The organism is Teichococcus vastitatis, assembly GCF_003604215.1.
GTDB classification, from domain to species: domain Bacteria; phylum Pseudomonadota; class Alphaproteobacteria; order Acetobacterales; family Acetobacteraceae; genus Pseudoroseomonas; species Pseudoroseomonas vastitatis.
This window is the reverse complement of record NZ_QXGS01000012.1, coordinates 1-21,152: the sequence shown is the minus strand read 5'-3', so window position 1 is coordinate 21,152 and position 21,152 is coordinate 1. Positions and strand designations below refer to the sequence as shown.

Here is a 21,152-nt window from a genome sequence, read left to right as displayed (position 1 = left end):
CCTGCCGTGCGGCGTTCACCTCCCTGGCAAGGTGGCAAGGAGGTGGAGCATGACGCAGCGTTGGCCCGAGCGTCTCTGGATCGTCCGGCACGGCGAAAGCGCCGGCAATGTGGCGCGGGCGGCAGCGCAGGCGGCCCGGCAAGCCCGCATCGACATCGCCGAGCGCGATGTCGACGTGCCGCTCAGCCCATTGGGGGAAACCCAGTCCGCGGCGCTGGGCCGGTGGTTCGCGGGCATGCCGGAACAGGAACGGCCGGAAATCCTGATCACCTCGCCCTACCGGCGGGCCTGGCAGACTGCCGACCACATCCGGGCTGAGGGCGGCCTGGCGCCGGGCGCCGGCCACTTCGTGGTCGACGAGCGGCTGCGCGAGAAGGAATTCGGCGTGCTGGACCGGCTGACGCATTATGGCATCGCCGAGCATCATCCGGACCAGGTGGAGTTCCGCCGTTTCCTCGGCAAATTCTACCACCGTCCCCCTGGTGGCGAGAGCTGGTGCGATGTGATCCTGCGGCTCCGCAGCGCTTTCGACACCATCAGCCTGCACCATGGCGGCCGGCGGGTCCTCATCGTTGGGCACCAGGTGGTGGTGCTGTGCCTGCGCTACCTGCTGGAAGACCTCACGGAGGAGCAGATCCTCGCCATCGACCGCGAGGCCGACGTGGCGAATTGCGGCGTCACGGAATACGCCTTCGATCCTTCCCATGGTCTGGATGGAGGGCTGGCGTTGCGGCGCTACAACCACACCGCGCCGCTGGAGCGGGAGGGCACGCCCACCACCCGCGAGCCCCCCGGGGGAGCGCCCCGATGAGCGGCGCCACACCGCTGGATGCGGCATGGCTGCGCCGCCATCCGCTGCCGCAGCCGGGAAACGACGCGGACAAGAACAGCCGCGGCGCGGTGCTGGTGGCGGGCGGCTGCCGGGAAGTGCCGGGCGCGGTGCTGCTGGCCGGCACCGCCGCGCTGCGCGCCGGGGCGGGGCGGCTGCAACTGGCCAGCGCCGCGTCCGTCGCTGTTCCGCTGGCCCTGGCGGTTCCGGAGGCCCGGGTGATCGGCCTGCCGGAAACCGAGGAGGGCGCTGTGGCGGCCGCGGCCGCCGAGGTGCTGGCGCGGCGCGGCGGCGCCGCAGATGCGCTGCTCCTGGGCCCGGGCATGATGGGCGGCGAGCCGATTTCGGCCTTGCTGGCCTCCCTGCTTCCCCGCCTGGACGGCCCTGCCCTGGTGCTCGATGGCGCGGCGCTGGAGTCGCTGTCGCGGCAGCAGCAGGCGGTGCGCCGGCACGCCGGCCGCGTGGTGATCACGCCGCATGAAGGAGAGATGGCGCGGCTGCTGGAAACCGGCCGCGACACCGTGCGGGCCGATCCGCTCGGCGCAGCGCGCGAGGCCTCGGGCCGGTTGCAAGCAGTCACGGTGATGAAGGGCGGCTGCACCCACATCGTCACGCCGGAAGGGCAGGCCTGGCGTCATGATGCCGGCAATGCCGGGCTGGCCATGTCCGGCTCGGGCGACGTACTGGCGGGCGTGATCGCCGGATTGCTGGCCCGCGGCGCGCCGCCCCTGCAAGCCGCCCTGTGGGGCGTCTTTCTGCACAGCGAAGCCGGCCGCATCTTGCTGGAACGCCAGGGCGGCATCGGCTTCCTGGCGCGCGACCTGCCCGCGGAAATCCCGCGCGTCCTGGCCAGCATGGCAGGCTAGCGCATTCCGGCCCCGCGCCGCCCGCCCTTGTTGGAACGGCGGCCGGGCTCATCTGGTGGCCCAAGGGCGCCATTCCAACCGCGGGCGCCGCGGGAACATCGATGCCAGAACCATTCCGCTTCCTGGTCGCCGAAAGCGAGGCGCCGGAAGAACGCGAGGCCCGCCGGGCCAGTGCCGGCCAAAGCTCCGGCGAAACCTATGTGGAAACCCTGCAGCAGCTGGCGCCGGGGGCGCGCTGCGATCAGGTGAAGCCGGCCGAGGATGATGCGCCGGACCTGCGGCCCGAGGCGCTCGGCCGCTACGATGCCGTGTTTTTCTGCGGCGCGCCGCTGCATGTCCAGGAGGATACTCCGGAAACGCGCCGCGTCCTGGCCTTCACGCGGGCCGTGTTCGCCTCCGGTGCGCCGGCCTTCGGTTCCTGCGCCGGCTTGCAACTGGCCGTGGCGGCGGCGGGCGGCGAGGTCGGCCCGCGCGAGGGCGGACGCGAGGCCGGCTTCGCCCGGCGGATCACGCCCACCGCCGAGGGCCGGCGGCATCCGCTGCTAGCGGGGCGCCCGGCCGCTTTCGATGCGCCCGCCATCCATTCGGACGAGGTTCGGCGCCTGCCGCCGGGGGCCACGCTGCTCGCCTGCAGCGAGGGAACCGCGGTGCAGGCGGCGGAGATCCGCTTCGGGGCGGGGTTGTTCTGGGGCGTTCAATACCATCCCGAATTATCGCTGCGCGAAGTGGCGGAAGCGCTGCGCCGGCAGGCGGCGGGGCTGATCGAGGCCGGGCTGGCGCAGGACGAGGCGGCGCTGGAACAGCATGCCCGCCGGATCGAGGCGCTGGGCGCGGCCCCGTCGCGCCGGGACCTCGCCTGGGAGCTCGGCCTCGACCGGCAGGTCACTGACGCGATCCTGCGGCGCAGCGAGCTCCGCAACTTCATCCGCCATCTGGCCGAGCCGCGCCGGGCCCGCCGCGGCGGCGATTGAGGCGGGAGTCCAGCTCCACCCGCTCAGCTTCTCGCTGAGATCCGCCGGATCGCGCAGGGGGTGTCGCTGCCCCCGCGCCCCGTGCCAGGATGCGGCGGCGTGTCCCGGAGGGGACGGCCAAGAACCGGCGGGAAAGCCGGGCGGAGCAGCGGGAGGAGCGCGGATGATGACCGGCCTGCATTTGGGCCTGGGCGAGACGGCGGATGCGCTGCGCGAACAGGTCGCGGCCTTCGCCGCGGCCGAGATCGCGCCGCGCGCGGCGGAGGTGGATGCCAGCAACAGCTTCCCGATGGATCTGTGGCGCAAGTTCGGGGCGATGGGCCTGCTCGGCGTCACCGTCGAGGAGGAGCATGGCGGCGCCGGCATGGGCTATCTCGAGCATGTGGTGGCGATGGAGGAGATCAGCCGCGCCTCCGCCTCGGTCGCCCTGTCCTACGGCGCCCACTCCAACCTGTGCGTCAACCAGATCCGCCGCAATGGCCGTGAGGAGCAGAAGCGCCGCTACCTGCCCCGCCTGATCTCCGGCGAGCATGTCGGCGCCCTAGCGATGAGCGAGCCGGGCGCAGGCTCCGACGTGGTCGGCATGCGGCTGCGGGCGGAGAAGCGCGGTGATCGCTTCGTGCTGAACGGCACCAAGATGTGGATCACCAACGGGCCCGATGCCGACGTGCTGGTGGTTTATGCCAAGACCGATCCGGGAGCGGGTTCGCGCGGCATCACCGCCTTCCTGGTCGAGAAAGGATATCGCGGCTTCAGCACGGCGCAGAAGCTCGACAAGCTTGGCATGCGCGGCTCCAACACCTGCGAGTTGGTATTCCAGGATTGCGAGGTGCCCGAGGACAATGTCCTGGGCAACATCGGCGCCGGGGTAAAGGTGCTGATGAGCGGCCTCGACTACGAGCGGGCGGTGCTGGCGGCGGGGCCGGTCGGCATCATGCGCGCCTGCCTCGACGTGGTGCTGCCCTATGTCCGCGAGCGGCGGCAATTCGGCCGCCCGATCGGCGAGTTCCAGCTGATGCAGGGCAAGATTGCCGACATGTACACGGTGATGAGTGCCGCCCAATCCTATGTCTACACCGTGGCGCGGGCCTGCGATGCCGGGCGCGTGACGCGCAAGGACGCGGCCGGCGCCATCCTGTATGCGGCGGAAAAGGCCACCTGGATGGCGCTGGAGGCGATCCAGGCGCTGGGCGGCAACGGCTACATCAATGATTATCCGACCGGGCGCCTGCTGCGGGACGCGAAGCTGTACGAGATCGGCGCCGGCACATCCGAGATCCGCCGCATGTTGATCGGCCGCGAGCTGTTCCATGAAACGGCCTGATCCTGCGGTGCGGCCGCCATCCTCCCGGCGGAGTTCATCGTCATGCCAGTGATCGAAACCGCGCTCGACCTCCAGGCGCCCGATGCGCTGCGCAATGCCGGCGCGATGCGGGCCCTGGTGGAGGATCTGCGTTCCACCGCCGCGCGGGTGATGCTCGGCGGAGATGAGGCAGCACGGCAGCGCCACCTCGCGCGCGGCAAGTTGCTGCCGCGCGACCGCGTCGCCGCGCTGCTCGATCCGCTGTCGCCGTTCCTGGAGATCGGACAGCTCGCCGCGCAGGGGCTATATGGCGGCGAGGTGCCCGCGGCCGGGCTGATCGCCGGCATCGGCCGCGTCGCGGGGCGGGAATGCATGATCGTGGCCAATGATGCCACGGTGAAGGGCGGCACCTATTTCCCGCTGACTGTGCAGAAGCATTTGCGGGCGCAGGAGATCGCGCAGGAGAACCGGCTGCCCTGTCTGTACCTGGTGGATTCCGGCGGCGCCAACCTGCCCAACCAGGATGAGGTGTTTCCGGGCCGCGACCATTTCGGGCGCATCTTCTTCAACCAGGCCAACATGTCGGCGCAGGGCATCGCGCAGATCGCCGTGGTGATGGGCTCCTGCACGGCGGGCGGCGCCTACGTTCCGGCGATGTGCGACGAGAGCATCATCGTCCGCGGCCAGGGCACCATCTTCCTGGGCGGCCCGCCGCTGGTGAAGGCGGCGACGGGCGAGGTTGTTTCCGCCGAGGAGCTGGGCGGCGCGGATGTGCACAGCCGCATCTCCGGTGTGGTGGATCATTGCGCCGAGAATGACGCGCATGCGCTGGGCATCGCGCGCCGCATCGTGGCCGGGCTGGGCGGCACGCGGTTGGCACTGCCCCCGCCGCGCGCGCCGGTGCCGCCGCGCCATGCGGCGGAGGAGCTGTACGGCGTGGTGCCGGCCGACCGGCGCACGCCCTATGACGTGCGCGAGGTGATCGCGCGGCTGGTGGACAACAGCGAGCTGGACGAGTTCAAGGCGCTGTACGGCCCGACGCTGGTGTGCGGCTTCGCGCATCTCTGGGGCTACCCTGTCGGCATCCTGGCCAATAACGGCATCCTGTTCAGCGAGAGCGCGCAGAAGGGCGCGCACTTCATCGAGTTGTGCGCGCAGCGCAGCATCCCGTTGGTGTTTCTGCAGAACATCACCGGCTTCATGGTGGGCCGCAAATACGAGGCGGCCGGAATCGCCAAGGATGGCGCCAAGCTGGTCACCGCGGTGGCCACCGCCGCCGTGCCGAAATTCACCGTGATCATCGGCGGCTCCTTCGGCGCCGGAAATTACGGCATGTGCGGCCGCGCCTATTCGCCGCGCTTCCTGTGGATGTGGCCGAATGCGCGGATCGGCGTGATGGGTGGCGAACAAGCAGCCTCCGTGCTGGCCACGGTGCGGCGCGACAACATCGAGGCGCGCGGCGAGCAATGGACGACCGAGGCGGAGGAGGCCTTCAAGGCGCCGATCCGCGCGCAATACGAAGCGCAGGGTCATCCCTTTTATTCCAGTGCTCGGCTCTGGGATGACGGCGTGATCGATCCGGTCGAAACCCGTCGCGTGCTGGCGCTGGGCCTCGCCGCCAGCCGCAACGCGCCGATCCCGCCGACGCGCTTCGGCCTGTTCCGCATGTGAGAAGGGCCATTCCATGAGCAGCAGCATTCTGGTGACGGCGGATGCGCGCGGCGTCGTCCGGCCGCTTCCGCACCGGCCGCATGGTTGCGGCATTTCCGCCGGGGTCGGCGCGCGGAACGGCATCGCCATCGTTTCTGGCCGGCCGGCACCATCCTGGCCGCAACGGTGAGCTGCGCCATGTTCCGCAAGATCCTGATCGCCAATCGTGGAGAGATCGCCTGCCGTGTCATCGCCACGGCACGGCGGATGGGAATCAGCACCGTGGCGGTGTATTCCGAGGCGGACCAGAACGCACTGCACGTGGGGAAGGCCGACGAGGCCTGGCCGATCGGGCCCGCCCCGGCGCGGCAGAGCTACCTGTCGGTGGACGCCATCCTGGATGCCGCGCGCCGCTCCGGGGCCGAGGCCATCCATCCCGGTTACGGCTTCCTGTCGGAGAATGCGGAGTTCGCCGCCGCCTGCGAGGCGGCCGGCCTCGTCTTCATCGGCCCGCCCGCCGCGGCGATCCGGGCGATGGGCTCCAAGGCGGAATCGAAGATGCTGATGGAGCGCTCCGGCGTGCCGCTGGTGCCCGGCTACCACGGCGCGGCCCAAGATCTGCCGGTGCTGCGGGCGGCGGCGGAGCGCATCGGCTTTCCGGTGCTGGTCAAGGCATCCGCCGGCGGCGGCGGCAAGGGCATGCGGGTGGTGGAACGGCTGGAAGAACTGGCGGCGGCGCTCGATGGCGCGCGTCACGAGGCGCTCGCCTCCTTCGGCGATGGCAGGCTGCTGATCGAGAAGTACCTCCAGCGTCCGCGCCACATCGAGATCCAGGTCTTTGCCGACCAGCGGGGCGAGACGGTGTCGTTGTTTGAACGCGACTGTTCGATCCAGCGCCGGCACCAGAAGGTGATCGAGGAGGCGCCGGCACCGGGCATGGACCCGGCGCGCCGGCAGGCGATGGGCGGGGCCGCCATCGCCGCGGCGCGGGCGGTGGGTTATGTCGGCGCCGGCACGGTGGAGTTCATCGCCGAGGGCGACAAATTCTACTTCATGGAGATGAACACCCGGCTTCAGGTCGAGCATCCGGTGACCGAGATGGTCACCGGGCTGGATCTGGTGGAGTGGCAGCTGCGCGTGGCCGCCGGCGAGCCCCTGCCGCTGCCGCCCGGGGGCCTGAGGCTGCGGGGTCACGCCATCGAGGCGCGGATCTATGCCGAGCAGCCGGAGCGCGATTTCCAGCCCTCCACCGGCCAGCTGTCGCATCTGCGCCAGCCGCGAGAGGTGCCCGGACGGGTGCGCGTCGACACCGGCGTGCGGGAAGGCGATGCCATCACGCCGCATTACGACCCGATGATCGCTAAGCTGGTTGTCTGGGGCGAGGATCGTGCTGCGGCGGTGCGACAGCTCACATCGGCGCTCGCGGCCTATCAGGTGGTTGGGGTGCAGACCAATCTCCGGCTGCTGGCCGGCATCGCCGCGCATCCCGCCTTCGCGGCGGCTGAGCTGGACACCGGCTTCATCGCCCGGCACGCCGCGGCATTGCTGCCGCCCGATGCCGTGCCCGGCATCGCGGTCTGGGCCGCCGCCGCGCTGGCCTTGCTGCGCGACCAGCGGATCGCCCTGGCTGCTCAATCGGCAGACGGCGGCGCATCGCCCTGGTCGGTTCCGGATGGCTGGCGGCTGAACGCGGCCGCAGCGCAGGAGCTGGTGTTCCACCACGGTGACGGCCCGGCCATGTTGGTGAAAGCCTGGCCCCTGGCCGAGGCGGCGTTCCGGCTCGACCTGCCGGGCGGCACCGTCACGGCGGCGCTGCGGCAGAATGCGGCGGAGAATCGCCTCCTCCTGGACGGCGTTTCGCGGCGCCTGGAGCTGTTGCGCCAGGGCGACGCGGTAACGGTGATCCTGGATGGCCAGATCCATCGGCTGACATGGATCGACCCGCTGGCGCCGCCACGGAAATTGGCCCCGGCGCAGGGCCGGTTGCGGGCGCCGATCCCCGGCCGCGTGACGCGCCTGCTGGTGCAGGCGGGCGACCGGGTGGCACGGCACGCACCGCTGCTGGTGATGGAGGCCATGAAAACCGAGCTGACGCTGCGGGCCCCCGCCGCCGGCCTGGTGGAAACGATCCGCCATGGCGTGGACGAACTGGTCGAGGAAGGCACCGAACTGATCCGGCTGCGGCCGGACGACGAACTGCCGTAAGCGAGCCGGGGCAGCTACGCCCTCCCGGCTCATCTTCGCGAGGCGGAGGAAGCGGGCGCTCGCTTGGACCGGCTTTGATGGCGGTGCAGCCGGAGCAGCCTGGCCACGGGGCAGGGCCGGGTGGCATTGCCTCAGGAATACGGCCTCGCTCCTGCCTGTTCCACATTGTCGACAGTCCCGCCGGCATTGTGCCGGAGCGATCAATCCTCTCCAAAGAATACGAGGGCGAGAAGCCAGGAGGCCTCTGTGTGCGTGGTCAGTCATGACCAGCGGTGAGAGACAGATGATTTCACGAATTTAGATCGCTGTGCTTGACATAAAGCTAATATGAAGCGTGAATATGCAGATGCGCCGTCAGGAACCACTCTGCATGCTTCATCAGCAGCCTTTCTCTCCTTCCCGTCTCCCGCCTTGCGAGCCCTTCATGCGCCCTCCGCGCGCTGCCGGACTCCCACCTGAGGAGCTTCCCACGCATTCCACGTCATCTGAGCGGGTTTAGGGATATGTCCGCTTCCACCGCGATTGCTGATCGTGCCACGGCCGCCGCGCACCATCCCGCCCGAAGCCGGGTGTCGGCGCGCGTGCGGGGGGGGCGCTTCCGGCGGTTCCTGGTGCCGCTGCTGCTGGTGGTTCTGTGGCAGGCGGCGGCCCAGGCTGGGCTGGTGTCGTCCCGATTGCTGGCGCCGCCGCTTGATATCGCCGCCGCCGCCTGGACGCTGACCGCCTCAGGCGAACTGCCCTACCATCTGCTGGTGTCGCTCCAGCGCGTCGTGGCCGGACTGGCCATCGCGATAACGGCAGGGGTCGCGCTCGGGCTGATCGCCGGCCTGTCGAGGCTGGGCGAGGATGCGGTGGATGCCACCCTGCAGATGCTGCGCGCCCTGCCCTTCCTCGCGCTGGTGCCGCTGTTCATCCTGTGGTTCGGCATCGGCGAAACCACCAAGATCGCGCTGGTCGCGCTGGGCGCCACCTTTCCCATCTACCTGACGCTGTTCGGCGGCATCCGGGGCGTCGATCCGAAGCTGCTGGAGGCGGGCCGCATTCTCGGCCTCGGCCGCGCTGCGCAGATCCGCCACATTATCCTGCCAAGCGCGCTGCCGCAGGCGCTGGTCGGGCTGCGCTACGCCCTCGGCACCGCCTGGCTGAGCCTGGTGGTCGGCGAGCAGATCAACGCCACGGCCGGCATCGGCTTCCTGGTGATGGATGCGCGCGAATTCCTGCGCACCGACATCATCATGGTCGGCCTGCTGGTGTATGCCCTGCTGGGCCTGGGCGCCGACCAGCTGGTTCGCGCGCTGGAGCGTCGCGCCCTCGCCTGGCGCCCATCCCTGATCCGGGAGGCCTGATCCATGGCACCGTCGGTTGTTCGGCTGCGCGGCCTGACGCGCCGCTTCCAGGGTCCCGCCGCGCCACCCGTGCTGGACCGCATCGACCTCGGCATCGCGCCGGGCGAGTTCGTCGCCCTGCTGGGCCGCAGCGGCTCCGGCAAAACCACCCTGCTGCGCACCCTAGCCGGCCTTGACCCGGTGACCGAAGGCGAGGCGGTGCTGCCGCAGCGCCGCGCCGTGGTCTTTCAGGAGCCGCGGCTGCTGCCCTGGAAAAAGGTCTGGCACAACGTCGCGCTGGGATTGGCCGGCGAGGCCCGTGCCACGCGGGACAAGGCGCTGGAAGCGCTGCGCGAGGTGGAGTTGTCGCACCGGGCCGAGGCCTGGCCGCTCACCCTCTCGGGCGGCGAGGCGCAGCGGACCGGCCTGGCCCGTGCCCTGGTGCGGCAGCCCGAGCTGCTGCTGCTGGACGAGCCCTTCGCATCGCTGGACGCGCTGACGCGGCTGCGCATGCAGTCCCTGGTGGCCGAGCTGTGGCAGGCGCACCGGCCCGCCGTGCTGCTGGTGACGCATGATGTCGAGGAAGCGCTGCTGCTGGCCGACCGCGTGCTGGTGCTGGCGAATGGCCGCCTTGCCGAGGATCTGCCGGTTTCCCTGCCCCGCCCGCGCCGCCGGGCCGCCGAGGGCTTCGACATGCTGCGGGTGCGACTGCTCAACATCCTCGGGGTCGACGAGGACGGGCATGACGCCGCGGCGCGTGCCGCCTGAGCCGAGCATGGCTCGCCCCCGACACACGCCCCAGCCTTCCAACACCCCTGCCGGGAGTTCATCATCATGAGCCTCTCCACCAGCCGCCGCCGCCTCCTCGCGGCGGGCACCGTTCTGCTCGCCGCGCCCGGCATCGTCCGGGCCCAAGTGCCGGTGCTGCGCGTCGGCAACCAGAAGGGCGGGCTGCGCTCGCTGCTGGAAGCATCCGGCGCCGGCAAGGACCTGCCCTACCGCATCGAATGGAGCGAGTTCCCGGCCGCCGCGCCGCTGCTGGAGGCGCTGAATGCCGGCGCACTCGATGTGGGCTACCAGGGCGACCTCGCCTTTCTCAGCGCCTATGCGGCCGGGGCGCCGCTGCGCGCCGTAGGCGCCTCCCGCGCCGCGCCCGCCTGCCAGGCGATCCTGGTGCGCGACGGTGCGTACCGGCAGCTGGCCGACCTGAAGGGCAAGCGCATCGCCGGCAACCGCGGCGGCTGGGGTCATTACCTGATCCGCGCGGCGCTGAAGCGGGACAACATCCGGCCCGACGAGGTAACCATCAACTTCATGCCGCCGACTGATGCGCTACTGGCGTTCCGCTCCGGCGCGGTGGATGCCTGGGCCGTGTGGGAGCCCTACATCTCGGTGGAGGAGTTGCAGTTCGACGCCCGCCGGCTGCTCGATGCGCAGGGCTTGTCGCCCTCCGTCACCTTTGTGTCGGCCAGCGAGGCGGCGATCCGCGACAAGCGGCCGCAGCTCACGGATTTCTTGCGCCGCTTCGGCCAGGGATGGGAATGGGCCAACGGCCACATCCCCGACTATGCCCGCTACAATTCCACCCTGACCCGCATCCCGGAGGCGGCGCTGCGCAAGGCTTATGAACTGCAGGCCGCCGTGGCCGTGCCGATCGACGCGCCGCTGGTGCGGGAGATCCAGGACGCGGCCGATCATGCGGTGGAGTTCGGACTGATGCAGCGGCGGGTCGAGGTGGCCGGCGCGCTCGACCTCGGCTTCGTCACCCCGGCGGCTGCCAGCAGGGGCTGACGCCGGCCAAGCGGGGCCGGCCGGCCGTCAGGCCGGGCGAAGGGCCGTGCTCCGGACTCGCGACGCCGCGCGGTCACCGCATCGCTGGACGGGACGGAAGGCCGCTCATGGTATCTTGATCCCTGGCTGCACCCGCCGCGATGCCGCTCACCACCTGCCGGCGGGGGCAGGAAGACGATCGCGGAGGGCGGGCCGCAAAACGTGCCATGCGGAACAGCGCCAGGCCCGGAGAGTTCAATCTTCTGGTGCCGTCAGCCGCGCCGAATGGCGGCGCATCAGCGTGCCGCGCAGCAGAACCATCTCCTGAGGCAGCGCAGCCCCGCCGATGCGCGCCGTCAGCAGGTCCAGCCCCCGCGCCACCATGGCCTGCAGCGGCTGCGCCACAGTGGTCAGCCGGTAAGGCGGCCCGGCGGCAGCGGCGATGCCGTCGACGCCCACCACCGAAACATCCGTCGGCACCGAGAGTCCGGCTTCGCGCAGCCCGTCCATCACGCCCATGGCCAGGATGTCGCTGACCCCTAACACCGCATCCGGCCGCTCCTCCGTCGGCAGAGCGGCGATGGCCTGTCCCGCGGCGAAGCCCGCGGCATGACTGGCGCCGCCCTCGATGCGGCGGGGCGCCGCCAGGCCTGCGCTGGACACGAAGCCGCTGAACCCATCGGCACGATCCTGGCTGGTGGAGGTTCCCGGATTGCCGGTCACCACGGCCAGGCGGCGGTGGCCGGCAGCCAGCAGCAGGCGGGCCAGGACCTCGCCGGCGGCACGATTGTCGCAGGCGACGGCGTTCTCGTGCTGCCGGGGCACCCGGTTCACCATCACCACCGGCACGCCATTGCCGGCGCAGATGGCCGCGGCGCGGGACGACAATTCGGCCGAGGTGATCAGGCAGCCATCGACCCGGTACTGCGACAGCGCCTCCGCCGTCGCATCCTCGATCGGACCCTGCCCCACATGCAGCAGCAGCAAGCGGAACCCCCGCGCCGCGGCCTGGGCCACGGCTTCCCGCATTATTTCGGCGTAGATTGGGTTCTCGATCGGCCCCAGCACCAGCCCGATCAGCCCGCTGCGGCCGCCCACCAGGGTCCGGGCGAGGATGTTCGGCGTGTAGCCGGCCTCGGCCGCCAGCGCCGCGATCCGGGCGCGGACTTCCGGCGAGATGCGCGGGTCATCCCGCAAGGCCCGCGACACGGTGGAGGCCGCCACGCCGGCGCGCCGGGCCAAGCTGCCGATGGTGGAACGGCGCCCGGATGGCATGGCGGCGGGCGGCGGAGGCTCATGATCCATGCCGTCCGTTACCAGTCCGCCCGGTCTGCGCAAAGCCTTGCACCGAGGCCAGGCAGAAGAATGCAGCTTCCGGGTCGATCAAGGTATGCTATCGTTTGCGCAAATCGCCGGGCCAAGCCCGGATCACCAGGGGGAGCATCATGGAGTTGTTTGGGGCACTGCCGTGATCGGCGCCACCATCACCCAGAAGATCCTCGCCGCGCATGCCGAGGAGGGTTCAGCGCCGCCCGGCGCGATCATCACGGTGCGCCCCGACATCGTGATGCTGAACGATGTCTCGGGCCCGCTCGCCTTCGAGCAGTTCGAGGCCATGGGTGTCGCGCACCCCTTCGACCCCGACCGCATCATGCTGGTGGCCGACCATTTCGCCCCCGCACCCAACGTGGCCGCCGCCGGCGCCATCGCCCTGACGCGCGATTTCGCGCGGCGGCACGGCATCGCGCGCCACTACGATCCCGGCCGCGGCGGCATCGAGCACGCGCTGCTGGCGGAGTTGGGACTGATCGGCCATGGCGGCATCGTGTTCGGCGCAGACAGCCACACCTGCACCGCCGGGGCCTTCAACGCGCTGGGCATCGGCTTCGGCTCCACCGATCTGGCGGCCGCCATGGCCACCGGACGGCTGTGGATGCGGGTGCCCGACAGCATCCGGGTCGAGCTGACCGGCCGTCCCGGTCCCTTCGTCACCGGCAAGGACGTGATCCTGGAGCTGATCCGGCGCATCGGCTCGGACGGCGCGGCGGAAGCGGCGCTGGAGTTCGGCGGCCCTGGCGTCGCGGCCTTGGCCATGGACGAGCGGATGGCCGTGGCCAACATGGCGGTAGAGGCCGGCGCCGACATGTGCGTCTTCGAAGGTGATGCCGGCTCCGCCATCGACATGGCGAGGCGCGGGATGGCGGCGGCGGCGGCCATCGCTCCCGATGCCGGCGCCACCTATCGGGATCGCCTCGCCATCGACCTGGCCGCGCTGTCGCCGATGGTGGCGCGGCCGCCCTCCCCCGCCAATGGCGTGCCGGTCGGCGCCCTGCGCGGGCAGCGGGTGGACCAAGTCTATATCGGCAATTGCGCCAACGGGACCATGACAGATCTGCGCCAGGCGGCGGAGATGCTGCGCGGCCGCCGTATCGCCGAGGGCGTGCGCCTGGTGGTGGTGCCCGCCACCCAGGCGATCTGGCGCCAGGCCATGGCGGAAGGCCTGCTGGAGGTGATCGCCGCCGCCGGCGGTGCTGTCTCGACCCCCACCTGCGGCGCCTGCTTCGGTGGCCACATGGGCATCCTGGCGGCTGGCGAGACGGCCATCGCCACCACCAACCGCAACTACCGAGGGCGCATGGGCCATCCGGACAGCCAGGTTTTTCTGGCCAATGCCTGGGTCGCGGCCGCGGCCGCCGTGCGGGGCGAGATCCTGCCGCCGGGAGAACTCGATTCCATGGCGCCGGAGTCCGCAGCATGAACCTGCAGATCCAGGGGCGCGTCCACCGACTGGGTGACGAGGTGAACACCGATGTCATCCTGCCCGGCCGCTACCTGGCGCTGCGCAGGCCGGAGGAACTCGGCCGCCATTGCCTGGAAGGCATCGATCCGGGCTTCGCCGCGCGCATCCAGCCGGGCGACATCCTGACGGCGGGGCGCAATTTCGGCTGCGGCTCCTCGCGCGAGCACGCCGTAATCGCGCTGAAGGCCGCCGGCATCGCCGCCCTGGTGGTGCACAGCGCGGCGCGCATCTTCTTCCGCAACGCCATCAATCTCGGCTTGCCGGTGATCCTGTGCCCCGAGGCTGCGGCGGCGCTGCGCGAGGGAAGCCTGGCCAGCGTCACCCTGCCGGGTCCCTGGGTGGCGCAGGATGGCCAGCGCTGGCCGGGCGCGCCCCTGGGCGCCGAGGTGGAGGCCATTCTCGCCGCCGGGGGACTGGTGCCGCGCGTGCGGCAATCCCTCGCCGCGCCCATCCAGATTCCCGCAAAGGACCTTCCCGCACATGGCTGATCCCCGCCTGAGGGCCGCGCTGGCCGCCAAGCAATTCGTTGTGGCGCCCGGTATTTTCGACATGATCTCGGCGCGCATCGCCGACCGCATGGGCTTCACCGCGCTGTACGCCACGGGCTATGGCACGGTGGCCTCGCATCTCGGCATTCCCGATGCCGGCGTCGCCACCTTCACCGACATGGTCGGCCGAATGGGCCGCTTCGCGCAGGGCTGTTCCACGCCGCTGATCGCCGATGCCGATACCGGTTATGGCGGGCTGCTCAACGTCCGCCACACCGTGCGGGGCTATGAGGCCGCAGGCGTCACCGCGGTCCAGCTCGAGGATCAGGAAGTGCCGAAGAAATGCGGCCACACGCCCGGCCGACGCGTCATCCCCGCCGAGGAGATGGCGCTGAAGATCGAGGTCGCGGTGGAGGCGCGCAGGAGCGATGATTTCCTGATCATCGCCCGCACCGACGCACGCACCTCGCTCGGCCTGGACGAGGCGATCCGCCGTGGCCAGCTGTACCGCAAGGCCGGCGCCGACATCGTGTTCATCGAGAGTCCGGAAAGCGAGGACGAGATGCGCCGCATCGGCGACGAGATCGACGCGCCGCTGCTGGCCAACAACGTCGATGGCGGTGGCCGCACGCCCATCCTGTCGCGCGAGACGCTGGCTTCGCTGGGCTACAGCATCGCGATCTATCCGGCGCTGGGCTTCCTCACGATGGCCGCGGCGCTGGAGCGGTCCTATGCCCATCTGCTCCGGCAGGGCGACAGCAACAACCTGCCGGAAGGCGTGCTGTACGAGTTCGGCAAGATGAACGAGCTGATGGGCTTCCCGGAAGTGTGGGACTTCGACCGGCGCTGGGCCCGCCCCGATGCGCAACGAGCCGACGGCTAACCATCAGGGTGCATTCCGGGCAGGCGCGGCAACAGACCGCCCACCCGGCTCAAGGGGAGACGTTTCATGACACCAACCATCAAGCTGACCCGTCGCGGCTTCGCTGGCGTGGCGGCGGGGCTGCTGGCCGCGCCGGCCGTGGCGAACCGCGCCTTCGCGGCGGCTTCCGGCGCCTGGCCCGACCGGCCGGTGCGCATGGTCGTGCCGTTCGGCGCCGGCGGTGCCATCGACACCCTGGCCCGCGCCTTCGGGCAGCGCTTTCCGGAATTCGCCAACGGTCAGCCGCTGGTGATCGAGAACCGCTCCGGCGCGGGCGGCATGGTGGCTGGCGCCTTTGTCACCACCCAGCCCGCCGATGGCTATACCCTGATGATGGCCGATATCGGCGCCAACGCGCTGGGCAAGGTGCTGAATCCCAGGATCACCTATGATCCGATGACCGGGTTCACGCCGTTGATGCATCTGGTGAACCTGCATGCGGTGCTGGCGGCCAGCCCGGCGTTGAGGCCGCAGAGCGTCGCCGAGATCCTGGAGGAAGCCCGCCGCAGGCCGGACGGCCTGGTGTATTCCTCGGCCGGCGTGGGCAATGGCAGCCACCTGTTCATGGCCCTGCTGGAACGGCAGGCCAGGGTGAAGATGGTGCATGTGCCGTATCGCAGCGGCTCTGAAACGGTAACCGCGGTGATGCGGGGCGACGCGCAGCTCTGCTTCCCCACCTTGTCATCGGCGCTGTCGATGATCCGGGGCGGACAGCTGCGCCCCGTCGCGCTGGGCGCCGGCCCCTCGCCCATCCTGCCGCAATCGCCGCTGATGCGTGACACGCTGCCGGGATTCGACGTGGCCATCTGGTACGGCCTGGCGGCGCCGCCGGGCATGGAGGACGCGCTGGCGGATCGGGTCAATGCGGTGTTCGGCCAGATCGCCGCCCTGCCCGAGATCCGACGCGCGGTGGAGGAAACCCAGGCCGGCAGCATCGTGGGTGGCTCCCGGCAGGAGTTCGCCGCGTTCATCCAGCGCGAATATGAGCGCTGGACTCCGGTGATCCGCGAGGGCGGCATCAGCCTGGAGTGACCGGCGGCGCCGGTCATGGCGCCGCCTTGGTTCCCCCGTGCCGGTCCGGTGGCCGGCAAACCTGCCGCCGGATCGGCGGCAGGTCTGCTTCCAGGCGTGCAGCCGGTCAGGACATGGGGCCATCGTCCGGCGAGAACCGGCCGGCCGACGGCCAACGACGTGCAGGGCCGCGTCGGCGGAATCCCCGTGGCGGTGAAAGGTGCTGGTGGTGAGGCCGGATCGAGGCCGCCTTTGCGGAAGGCTCAGTCCTTCGCCCGGGTGGAACGCAGCCTGCCACTCACCGCGGTCAGGCTGTTGCGCAGCTTGGTGATTGCCTCCTCCGCCTCGCCGAGGGCGCAGAACAGCGTGCTCTTGAGTTCGGCGGCGTGGGACTGGAGGGCGGCACCCTTGGGGGTCAGCTGGATGCGCACCTGGCGCTCATCCTTGGCATCCCGCTGGCGCCGCACCAGCCCGGCCGCTTCCATGCGTTTCAGAAGCGGCGTCAGCGTGCCCGAGTCCAGATGGAGACGCGCGCCGATCTCCTTCACCGTGCGGCCTTGCTGTTCCCAGAGGATCAGCAGAACCAGGTATTGCGGGTAGGTCACGCCGAGCGGCTCCAGCAACGGCTTGTAGGCCGCGGCAAAGGCGTGGTTCGCCGCATACACGGCGAAGCAGAGATGATCTTCGAGCGGCAGGCAGGCTGGGTCTGAGGTCACGGGGCGTCCGGAATCGTGTTGCCTGATCCTAACAGAAGACGTGTTGTGGCCCAAAAAATTGTGCGCTATTGAATTGCCCGCATGCAAACGGGCAGCCATGCTGCCGATGCGCAACAGGAGACTTCCATGACCGTGGACGTGAAGTATCGTACCGAAGCCACCGCCACCGGAGGCCGCGATGGCCGCTCCCGCACGGCGGATGGCGCCCTGGATGTCAGCCTGAGCACACCGAAGGAACTGGGGGGTGCCGGCGGCGCCGGCAACAATCCGGAGCAGCTGTTCGCCGCCGGCTATGCCGCCTGCTTCCTCGGCGCCCTGAAGTTCGTCGCCGGCCAGGAGAAGGTCCGCGTGCCGGAGGATGCCACGGTCACCGCCCGGGTCGGGATCGGCCCGCGCGCCGCCGGCGGCTTCGGCATCACCGCCGACCTTACGGTCAGCCTGCCGGGGATCGAGCGCTCCCAGGCCGAGGCGCTGGTGCAGAAGGCGCATCAGGTCTGCCCCTACTCCAATGCGACCCGCAACAACGTCGATGTGGGGCTGACGGTCGCCTGACACGGGGCATGGTGGCCCGCTTCGCGGGCTTCCGGTGTTCTCCGTCGGCTCGGTTCGGTGATGCCGATTGCGGGGGAGCGGCGTTGTGCCTCAGCATCCGCAAAGCCGATCCGGGCAGCAAGGGAGCAGAACATGACGCAACGCGATGACGACACCGTTCCGGCCTCCCTGCGGCCGCAGCCGGCCGATTACCGCTTCGACCTGGACCGGGCGCTGCGCTCCGTGGTGGCATTGCGGGCCAGGATCCCCGCCAATGCCTTCACGGCCGAGGCGCTGGGCGACGAGCGGCTGGGCCATGCGGTGCTGATCCAGGCCGACGGTCTGTTGCTCACCATCGGCTACCTGATCACCGAGGCCGAGGAGATCTGGCTGACCACCTCGGAAGGCCGCGTGGTGCCCGGCTTCGTGGCCGGCTACGACCAGACCACCGGGTTCGGTCTGGTGCGCGCACTCGGGGATCTGGGCATTCCGCCGCTGCCCCTCGGCTCCTCCGGCGAAGCCCAGGTGGGAGATCCGGTGGTGTTCGCCGGCGCCGGCGGGCGGGCCGGCGCCCTGGCTGGCCGGATCGTCGCCCGGCAGGAATTCGTCGGCTATTGGGAATACATCCTGGACGACGCGCTCTACACCGCTCCCGCCCATCCCGTCTGGGGCGGTGCCGCGGTGATCGGGCCGCGCGGCGACCTGATCGGTATCGGCTCCATCCAGCTCGGGCATGATCCGGGAGATGGGCGCGTGCGGGTGCTCAACATGAGCGTGCCCACCGACCTGCTGAAGCCGATCCTGCCCGAGATGCTGACGCTGGGCCGGCCGAACCGCCCACCGCGCCCCTGGCTCGGGGTGTCGGCGGGTGCCGATGAGGGGCGTGTCGTGCTGGCCGGTGTCAGCCGCAAGGGACCGGCGGCGCGGGCCGGGCTGCGGGCCGGCGACGTGGTGCTGGCGGTGGGCCGCAACGTGGTATCGGACGAGGCTGGCTTCTTCCGGGCCGTCTGGTCGCTCGGCGACGCCGGGGTGGACGTGCCGCTGGTGCTGGAGCGCGATGGCGACCGCTTCGGCGTCAACGTGACCTCGGGAGACCGAAACAGCGTCCTGCGCTCGGCCCGCCTGCACTGAGCCGGCTCAGCCGCGGCCGGACGCCGCTTCGGAAGCGTCGCGGAGCGGCGACATCTGCCGCAGAAAGGCCGCGAGGGCTTGAAACCCGTCGCGCCGCGGATCGGTGCCGCGCCACACCAGGCCGATTCGCCGGCCGATCCCCGACTGGCCGAACCGGCGCAGGCCGATAAGGCCGGCGAGGTCGGTGCGCCCCTCCACCGCCAACTGCGGCAGCAGGGAGAAGCCTTCGCCCGCGGCGATCATGTGGCGCAGCATCTCTAGGCTGCTGGCGAAGCGCTCCTCACGGCCGTTGCGCGGCACCCGGCAGAGCGACAAGGCTTGGTCGCGCAGGCAGTGTCCTTCCTCCAGCAGCAGGAGGTCGTCCGTGGGCAGGTGCTCCAGCGACACCTCGGCGCTCCGTTGCAGGGGATGGCCCTGAGGGCAGGCCAGCAGGAAGGGCTCAAAGAACAACTCCAAGCTGGTCAGTGCGGCCGAAGGGGCCGGCAGGGCCAGCAGGGCCGCATCCAACTCGGCCTGCTCCAGCGCTTCGGTCAAGTCGGCGGTGCGGCCTTCATGCAGCCGCAGCACCAGCCCTGGAAATTGCCGGCGCACATCCTGCAGCAGGGCCGGCAGGTAATACGGGCCGAGCGTGGCGATGACGCCCAGGCGCAACTGGCCCTGCAGCGGCTCGGCCTGTTGCTGCGCCACGTCGAGCAACCCGCGTGCCTCGCGCAGCACCGCCCGCGCCTGATCGATCAGCGGAGCACCCTGCGACGTCACCTCTACTCGCCGCGGGAGCCGCTCGAACAGGACGACGCCCAGCATTGCCTCGAGCTTGCGGATCTGTTCGCTCAGCGTGGGCTGGCTGACGTGGCAGCGCTCGGCGGCGCGGCCGAAATGACGCAGCTCCGCCACGGTGACGGCGTATTCCAGATCGCGCAGCGACAACCCGGCCAAGCTTTGTGGTGGCACGACAGATCCTTAGACGAAGCCTATCGCAGCAACATAAAGGATCGAATTATCCAATCAACTGGCCGCTGGTAAAGGTCATGGCTCAGCCTGAGAAAGGAGCCTCAGAGTGCCCGATCCGATGTATCGTCCTGTTCTCACCACCACGGCCGGCGCTCCCGTCGCCGACAACCAGAACAGCCTCTCAGCCGGAGCACGGGGCCCGCTACTGTTGCAGGATTATCAGCTGATCGAGAAGCTGGCGCACCAGAACCGGGAGCGCGTCCCGGAGCGCGTGGTGCATGCCAAGGGATCGGGTGCCTACGGCACGCTGACCATCACCCATGACATCACGCGCTACAGCAGCGCCAAGGTGTTCAGGCCGGGCAGCCAGACGGAGCTGCTGCTGCGCTTCTCCACCGTGGCCGGGGAACGCGGCGCGGCCGATGCCGAGCGGGACGTGCGCGGCTTCGCTCTGAAGTTCTATACCGAGGACGGCAACTGGGACCTGGTGGGCAACAACACGCCGGTCTTCTTCGTGCGCGACCCGCTGAAATTTCCGGATTTCATTCGCACCCAGAAGCGCCACCCGGCTACCAACCTGCGGTCCCCCACCGCGATGTGGGATTTCTGGTCGCTGTCGCCCGAGAGCCTGCACCAGATCACCATCCTGTTCAGCGATCGCGGCCTGCCGCAGGGATACCGTTTCCTCAACGGCTATGGCAGCCATACCTTCTCCCTCTGGAACGATGCCGGCGAGCGCTACTGGGTGAAGTTCCACTTCAAGTCCATGCAAGGCATCAGGACTTGGACCAACCGAGAAGCGAACGAGATCATCGCCGAGGATCGCGAGAGTGCCCAGCGTGACCTGTTCGACGCCATCGAGCGGGGCGAATACCCGCGCTGGCGCATGTGCGTGCAGATCATGCCGGAGCTGGATGCGGAGAAGACCCCTTACAACCCGTTCGACATCACCAAGGTCTGGCCGCATGCCGATTATCCGATGATCGATGTGGGCGTGCTGGAGCTGAACCGCAACGCCGCTCACTACTTTGCCGAGATCGAGCAATCCTCTTTCTCGCCCTCTAATATCGTACCCGGCATCGGCTTCTCGCCGGACAAGATGCTGCAGGGCCGGATCTTCGCCTATGCCGATGCACATCGCTACCGCGTCGGCACCCATTACGAGATGCTGCCGGTGAACAAGCCCCGGGCGCAGGTCAACACCTACCACGCCGACGGCGCCATGCGCTTCGACGCGCCGCGCGGGACAGACCATTATTATGAGCCGAATTCCTTCGGAGGTCCGGTCGAGGCGCCCTCCGCCAAGGAGCCTCCGCTGCGGATCCATGGCGACGCGGACCACTACAACCACCGCGAGGGCAATGACGACCACACCCAGCCTGGCAACCTGTTTCGCCTGATGTCACCCGACCAGCAGCAGCAATTGTTCAACAACATCGCCGGCGCCATGCAGGGTGTGCCGCGCTTCATCATCGACCGGCAGCTGGAACATTTCCGTCGCGCCGATCCGGCCTATGGCGCCGGTGTCGAGGCGGCCATCGCGCGCATCCATACGGCTCCCGCCTCCGCCCCGACCACGGCGGCGGATGTGGGGCGGCAGGCGGCCGACTAGTGTCCTGATCGCGAAATTCCCAAGATCATGGGAATGGTGGTAGGAGGCAGCGATGGGCAAACCTGCGGTGT

At 69.9% G+C, this 21,152-nt stretch carries 20 protein-coding genes; 17 read left to right on the top strand and 3 right to left on the bottom strand.

Features of this window, described 5'->3' with window-relative positions; genetic code table 11:
- Positions 1–49 precede the first annotated feature (49 nt).
- The 10 genes from D2K64_RS14730 (at position 50) to D2K64_RS14690 (ending at position 10,940) form a co-directional block, all read left to right on the top strand.
- Positions 50–811 carry a histidine phosphatase family protein gene (locus D2K64_RS14730; RefSeq protein WP_120009144.1) on the top strand — a complete coding sequence of 254 codons (762 nt, stop codon included), beginning with the start codon at positions 50–52 and terminating at the stop codon, positions 809–811.
- Positions 808–1,695, top strand: coding sequence for an NAD(P)H-hydrate dehydratase (locus tag D2K64_RS14725; RefSeq protein WP_120009143.1), 888 nt, complete (start codon positions 808–810; stop codon positions 1,693–1,695). Before D2K64_RS14730 ends, D2K64_RS14725 begins: the two co-directional genes overlap by 4 nt.
- A 101-nt stretch (positions 1,696–1,796) precedes the next feature.
- Positions 1,797–2,666, top strand: a complete 870-nt coding sequence (locus tag D2K64_RS14720) for a type 1 glutamine amidotransferase (protein ID WP_120009142.1) — start codon at positions 1,797–1,799, stop codon at positions 2,664–2,666.
- 163 nt (positions 2,667–2,829) lie between these two features.
- Complete coding sequence (locus D2K64_RS14715; RefSeq protein WP_120009141.1) at positions 2,830–3,990, top strand: isovaleryl-CoA dehydrogenase; 1,161 nt, start codon at positions 2,830–2,832, stop codon at positions 3,988–3,990.
- Between the two features lie 42 nt (positions 3,991–4,032).
- On the top strand, positions 4,033–5,640 hold the full coding sequence (locus D2K64_RS14710) for a carboxyl transferase domain-containing protein (RefSeq protein WP_120009140.1): 1,608 nt from the start codon (positions 4,033–4,035) through the stop codon (positions 5,638–5,640).
- A 13-nt stretch (positions 5,641–5,653) separates the two neighbouring features.
- On the top strand, positions 5,654–5,809 hold the full coding sequence (locus D2K64_RS24440; protein ID WP_157985861.1) for a hypothetical protein: 156 nt from the start codon (positions 5,654–5,656) through the stop codon (positions 5,807–5,809).
- 8 nt (positions 5,810–5,817) lie between these two features.
- Positions 5,818–7,824: an acetyl/propionyl/methylcrotonyl-CoA carboxylase subunit alpha gene (locus tag D2K64_RS14705; protein ID WP_120009139.1), complete on the top strand. Its 2,007-nt coding sequence runs from the start codon at positions 5,818–5,820 to the stop codon at positions 7,822–7,824.
- 503 nt (positions 7,825–8,327) lie between these two features.
- Positions 8,328–9,170: an ABC transporter permease gene (locus D2K64_RS14700; RefSeq protein ID WP_120009138.1), complete on the top strand. Its 843-nt coding sequence runs from the start codon at positions 8,328–8,330 to the stop codon at positions 9,168–9,170.
- 3 nt (positions 9,171–9,173) lie between these two features.
- A complete protein-coding gene (locus D2K64_RS14695; protein WP_120009137.1) occupies positions 9,174–9,917 on the top strand; it encodes an ABC transporter ATP-binding protein in 744 nt (247 codons plus the stop codon).
- 66 nt (positions 9,918–9,983) lie between these two features.
- Positions 9,984–10,940, top strand: a complete 957-nt coding sequence (locus D2K64_RS14690; protein ID WP_120009136.1) for an ABC transporter substrate-binding protein — start codon at positions 9,984–9,986, stop codon at positions 10,938–10,940.
- Positions 10,941–11,174: 234 nt separating this feature from the next.
- Here D2K64_RS14690 and D2K64_RS14685 read toward each other — a convergent pair whose 3' ends face one another.
- Complete coding sequence (locus D2K64_RS14685; protein WP_120009135.1) at positions 11,175–12,224, bottom strand: LacI family DNA-binding transcriptional regulator; 1,050 nt, start codon at positions 12,222–12,224, stop codon at positions 11,175–11,177.
- A 163-nt stretch (positions 12,225–12,387) separates the two neighbouring features.
- Here D2K64_RS14685 and D2K64_RS14680 point away from each other — a divergent pair, with 163 nt between their 5' ends.
- The 4 genes from D2K64_RS14680 to D2K64_RS14665 all read left to right on the top strand — a co-directional run bounded on the left by D2K64_RS14680 (position 12,388) and on the right by D2K64_RS14665 (position 16,161).
- Positions 12,388–13,677 (top strand): aconitase/3-isopropylmalate dehydratase large subunit family protein, encoded by a 1,290-nt coding sequence (locus tag D2K64_RS14680; RefSeq protein WP_120009134.1) that lies wholly within the window; start codon positions 12,388–12,390, stop codon positions 13,675–13,677.
- Positions 13,674–14,207, top strand: coding sequence for a LeuD/DmdB family oxidoreductase small subunit (locus D2K64_RS14675; RefSeq protein WP_120009133.1), 534 nt, complete (start codon positions 13,674–13,676; stop codon positions 14,205–14,207). The genes D2K64_RS14680 and D2K64_RS14675 overlap by 4 nt, the downstream gene beginning before the upstream one ends.
- Positions 14,200–15,090, top strand: a complete 891-nt coding sequence (locus tag D2K64_RS14670; protein ID WP_120009132.1) for an isocitrate lyase/PEP mutase family protein — start codon at positions 14,200–14,202, stop codon at positions 15,088–15,090. Before D2K64_RS14675 ends, D2K64_RS14670 begins: the two co-directional genes overlap by 8 nt.
- 66 nt (positions 15,091–15,156) lie before the next feature.
- The gene (locus D2K64_RS14665) at positions 15,157–16,161 is read left to right on the top strand and encodes a Bug family tripartite tricarboxylate transporter substrate binding protein (protein ID WP_238384203.1); all 1,005 of its coding nucleotides are present in this window, start codon (positions 15,157–15,159) and stop codon (positions 16,159–16,161) included.
- A gap of 242 nt (positions 16,162–16,403) precedes the next feature.
- Here D2K64_RS14665 and D2K64_RS14660 read toward each other — a convergent pair whose 3' ends face one another.
- Positions 16,404–16,970, bottom strand: coding sequence for a MarR family winged helix-turn-helix transcriptional regulator (locus D2K64_RS14660; protein WP_238384202.1), 567 nt, complete (start codon positions 16,968–16,970; stop codon positions 16,404–16,406).
- Between the two features lie 12 nt (positions 16,971–16,982).
- Between D2K64_RS14660 and D2K64_RS14655 the strand changes: the two genes are divergently transcribed.
- On the top strand, positions 16,983–17,408 hold the full coding sequence (locus D2K64_RS14655) for an organic hydroperoxide resistance protein (protein WP_120009131.1): 426 nt from the start codon (positions 16,983–16,985) through the stop codon (positions 17,406–17,408).
- A gap of 132 nt (positions 17,409–17,540) precedes the next feature.
- Positions 17,541–18,518 carry a S1C family serine protease gene (locus tag D2K64_RS14650; RefSeq protein ID WP_120009130.1) on the top strand — a complete coding sequence of 326 codons (978 nt, stop codon included), beginning with the start codon at positions 17,541–17,543 and terminating at the stop codon, positions 18,516–18,518.
- Positions 18,519–18,524: 6 nt separating this feature from the next.
- Here the strand turns inward: D2K64_RS14650 and D2K64_RS14645 are convergent, their stop codons facing one another.
- A complete protein-coding gene (locus tag D2K64_RS14645; protein ID WP_120009129.1) occupies positions 18,525–19,469 on the bottom strand; it encodes a LysR substrate-binding domain-containing protein in 945 nt (314 codons plus the stop codon).
- Positions 19,470–19,587: 118 nt separating this feature from the next.
- Here D2K64_RS14645 and D2K64_RS14640 point away from each other — a divergent pair, with 118 nt between their 5' ends.
- Positions 19,588–21,081 (top strand): catalase, encoded by a 1,494-nt coding sequence (locus tag D2K64_RS14640; protein ID WP_120009128.1) that lies wholly within the window; start codon positions 19,588–19,590, stop codon positions 21,079–21,081.
- Positions 21,082–21,152: the final 71 nt, after the last annotated feature.

Excerpts from the sequence above, each read along its gene's own strand:
- D2K64_RS14730 (WP_120009144.1), top strand. The coding sequence starts at position 50 with ATGACGCAGCGTTGGCCCGAGCGTCTCTGGATCGTCCGGCACGGCGAA.
- D2K64_RS14725 (WP_120009143.1), top strand. The coding sequence starts at position 808 with ATGAGCGGCGCCACACCGCTGGATGCGGCATGGCTGCGCCGCCATCCG.
- D2K64_RS14720 (WP_120009142.1), top strand. The coding sequence starts at position 1,797 with ATGCCAGAACCATTCCGCTTCCTGGTCGCCGAAAGCGAGGCGCCGGAA.
- D2K64_RS14715 (WP_120009141.1), top strand. The coding sequence starts at position 2,830 with ATGATGACCGGCCTGCATTTGGGCCTGGGCGAGACGGCGGATGCGCTG.
- D2K64_RS14710 (WP_120009140.1), top strand. The coding sequence starts at position 4,033 with ATGCCAGTGATCGAAACCGCGCTCGACCTCCAGGCGCCCGATGCGCTG.
- D2K64_RS24440 (WP_157985861.1), top strand. The coding sequence starts at position 5,654 with ATGAGCAGCAGCATTCTGGTGACGGCGGATGCGCGCGGCGTCGTCCGG.
- D2K64_RS14705 (WP_120009139.1), top strand. The coding sequence starts at position 5,818 with ATGTTCCGCAAGATCCTGATCGCCAATCGTGGAGAGATCGCCTGCCGT.
- D2K64_RS14700 (WP_120009138.1), top strand. The coding sequence starts at position 8,328 with ATGTCCGCTTCCACCGCGATTGCTGATCGTGCCACGGCCGCCGCGCAC.
- D2K64_RS14695 (WP_120009137.1), top strand. The coding sequence starts at position 9,174 with ATGGCACCGTCGGTTGTTCGGCTGCGCGGCCTGACGCGCCGCTTCCAG.
- D2K64_RS14690 (WP_120009136.1), top strand. The coding sequence starts at position 9,984 with ATGAGCCTCTCCACCAGCCGCCGCCGCCTCCTCGCGGCGGGCACCGTT.
- D2K64_RS14685 (WP_120009135.1), bottom strand. The coding sequence starts at position 12,224 with ATGGATCATGAGCCTCCGCCGCCCGCCGCCATGCCATCCGGGCGCCGT.
- D2K64_RS14675 (WP_120009133.1), top strand. The coding sequence starts at position 13,674 with ATGAACCTGCAGATCCAGGGGCGCGTCCACCGACTGGGTGACGAGGTG.
- D2K64_RS14670 (WP_120009132.1), top strand. The coding sequence starts at position 14,200 with ATGGCTGATCCCCGCCTGAGGGCCGCGCTGGCCGCCAAGCAATTCGTT.
- D2K64_RS14665 (WP_238384203.1), top strand. The coding sequence starts at position 15,157 with ATGACACCAACCATCAAGCTGACCCGTCGCGGCTTCGCTGGCGTGGCG.
- D2K64_RS14655 (WP_120009131.1), top strand. The coding sequence starts at position 16,983 with ATGACCGTGGACGTGAAGTATCGTACCGAAGCCACCGCCACCGGAGGC.
- D2K64_RS14650 (WP_120009130.1), top strand. The coding sequence starts at position 17,541 with ATGACGCAACGCGATGACGACACCGTTCCGGCCTCCCTGCGGCCGCAG.
- D2K64_RS14640 (WP_120009128.1), top strand. The coding sequence starts at position 19,588 with ATGTATCGTCCTGTTCTCACCACCACGGCCGGCGCTCCCGTCGCCGAC.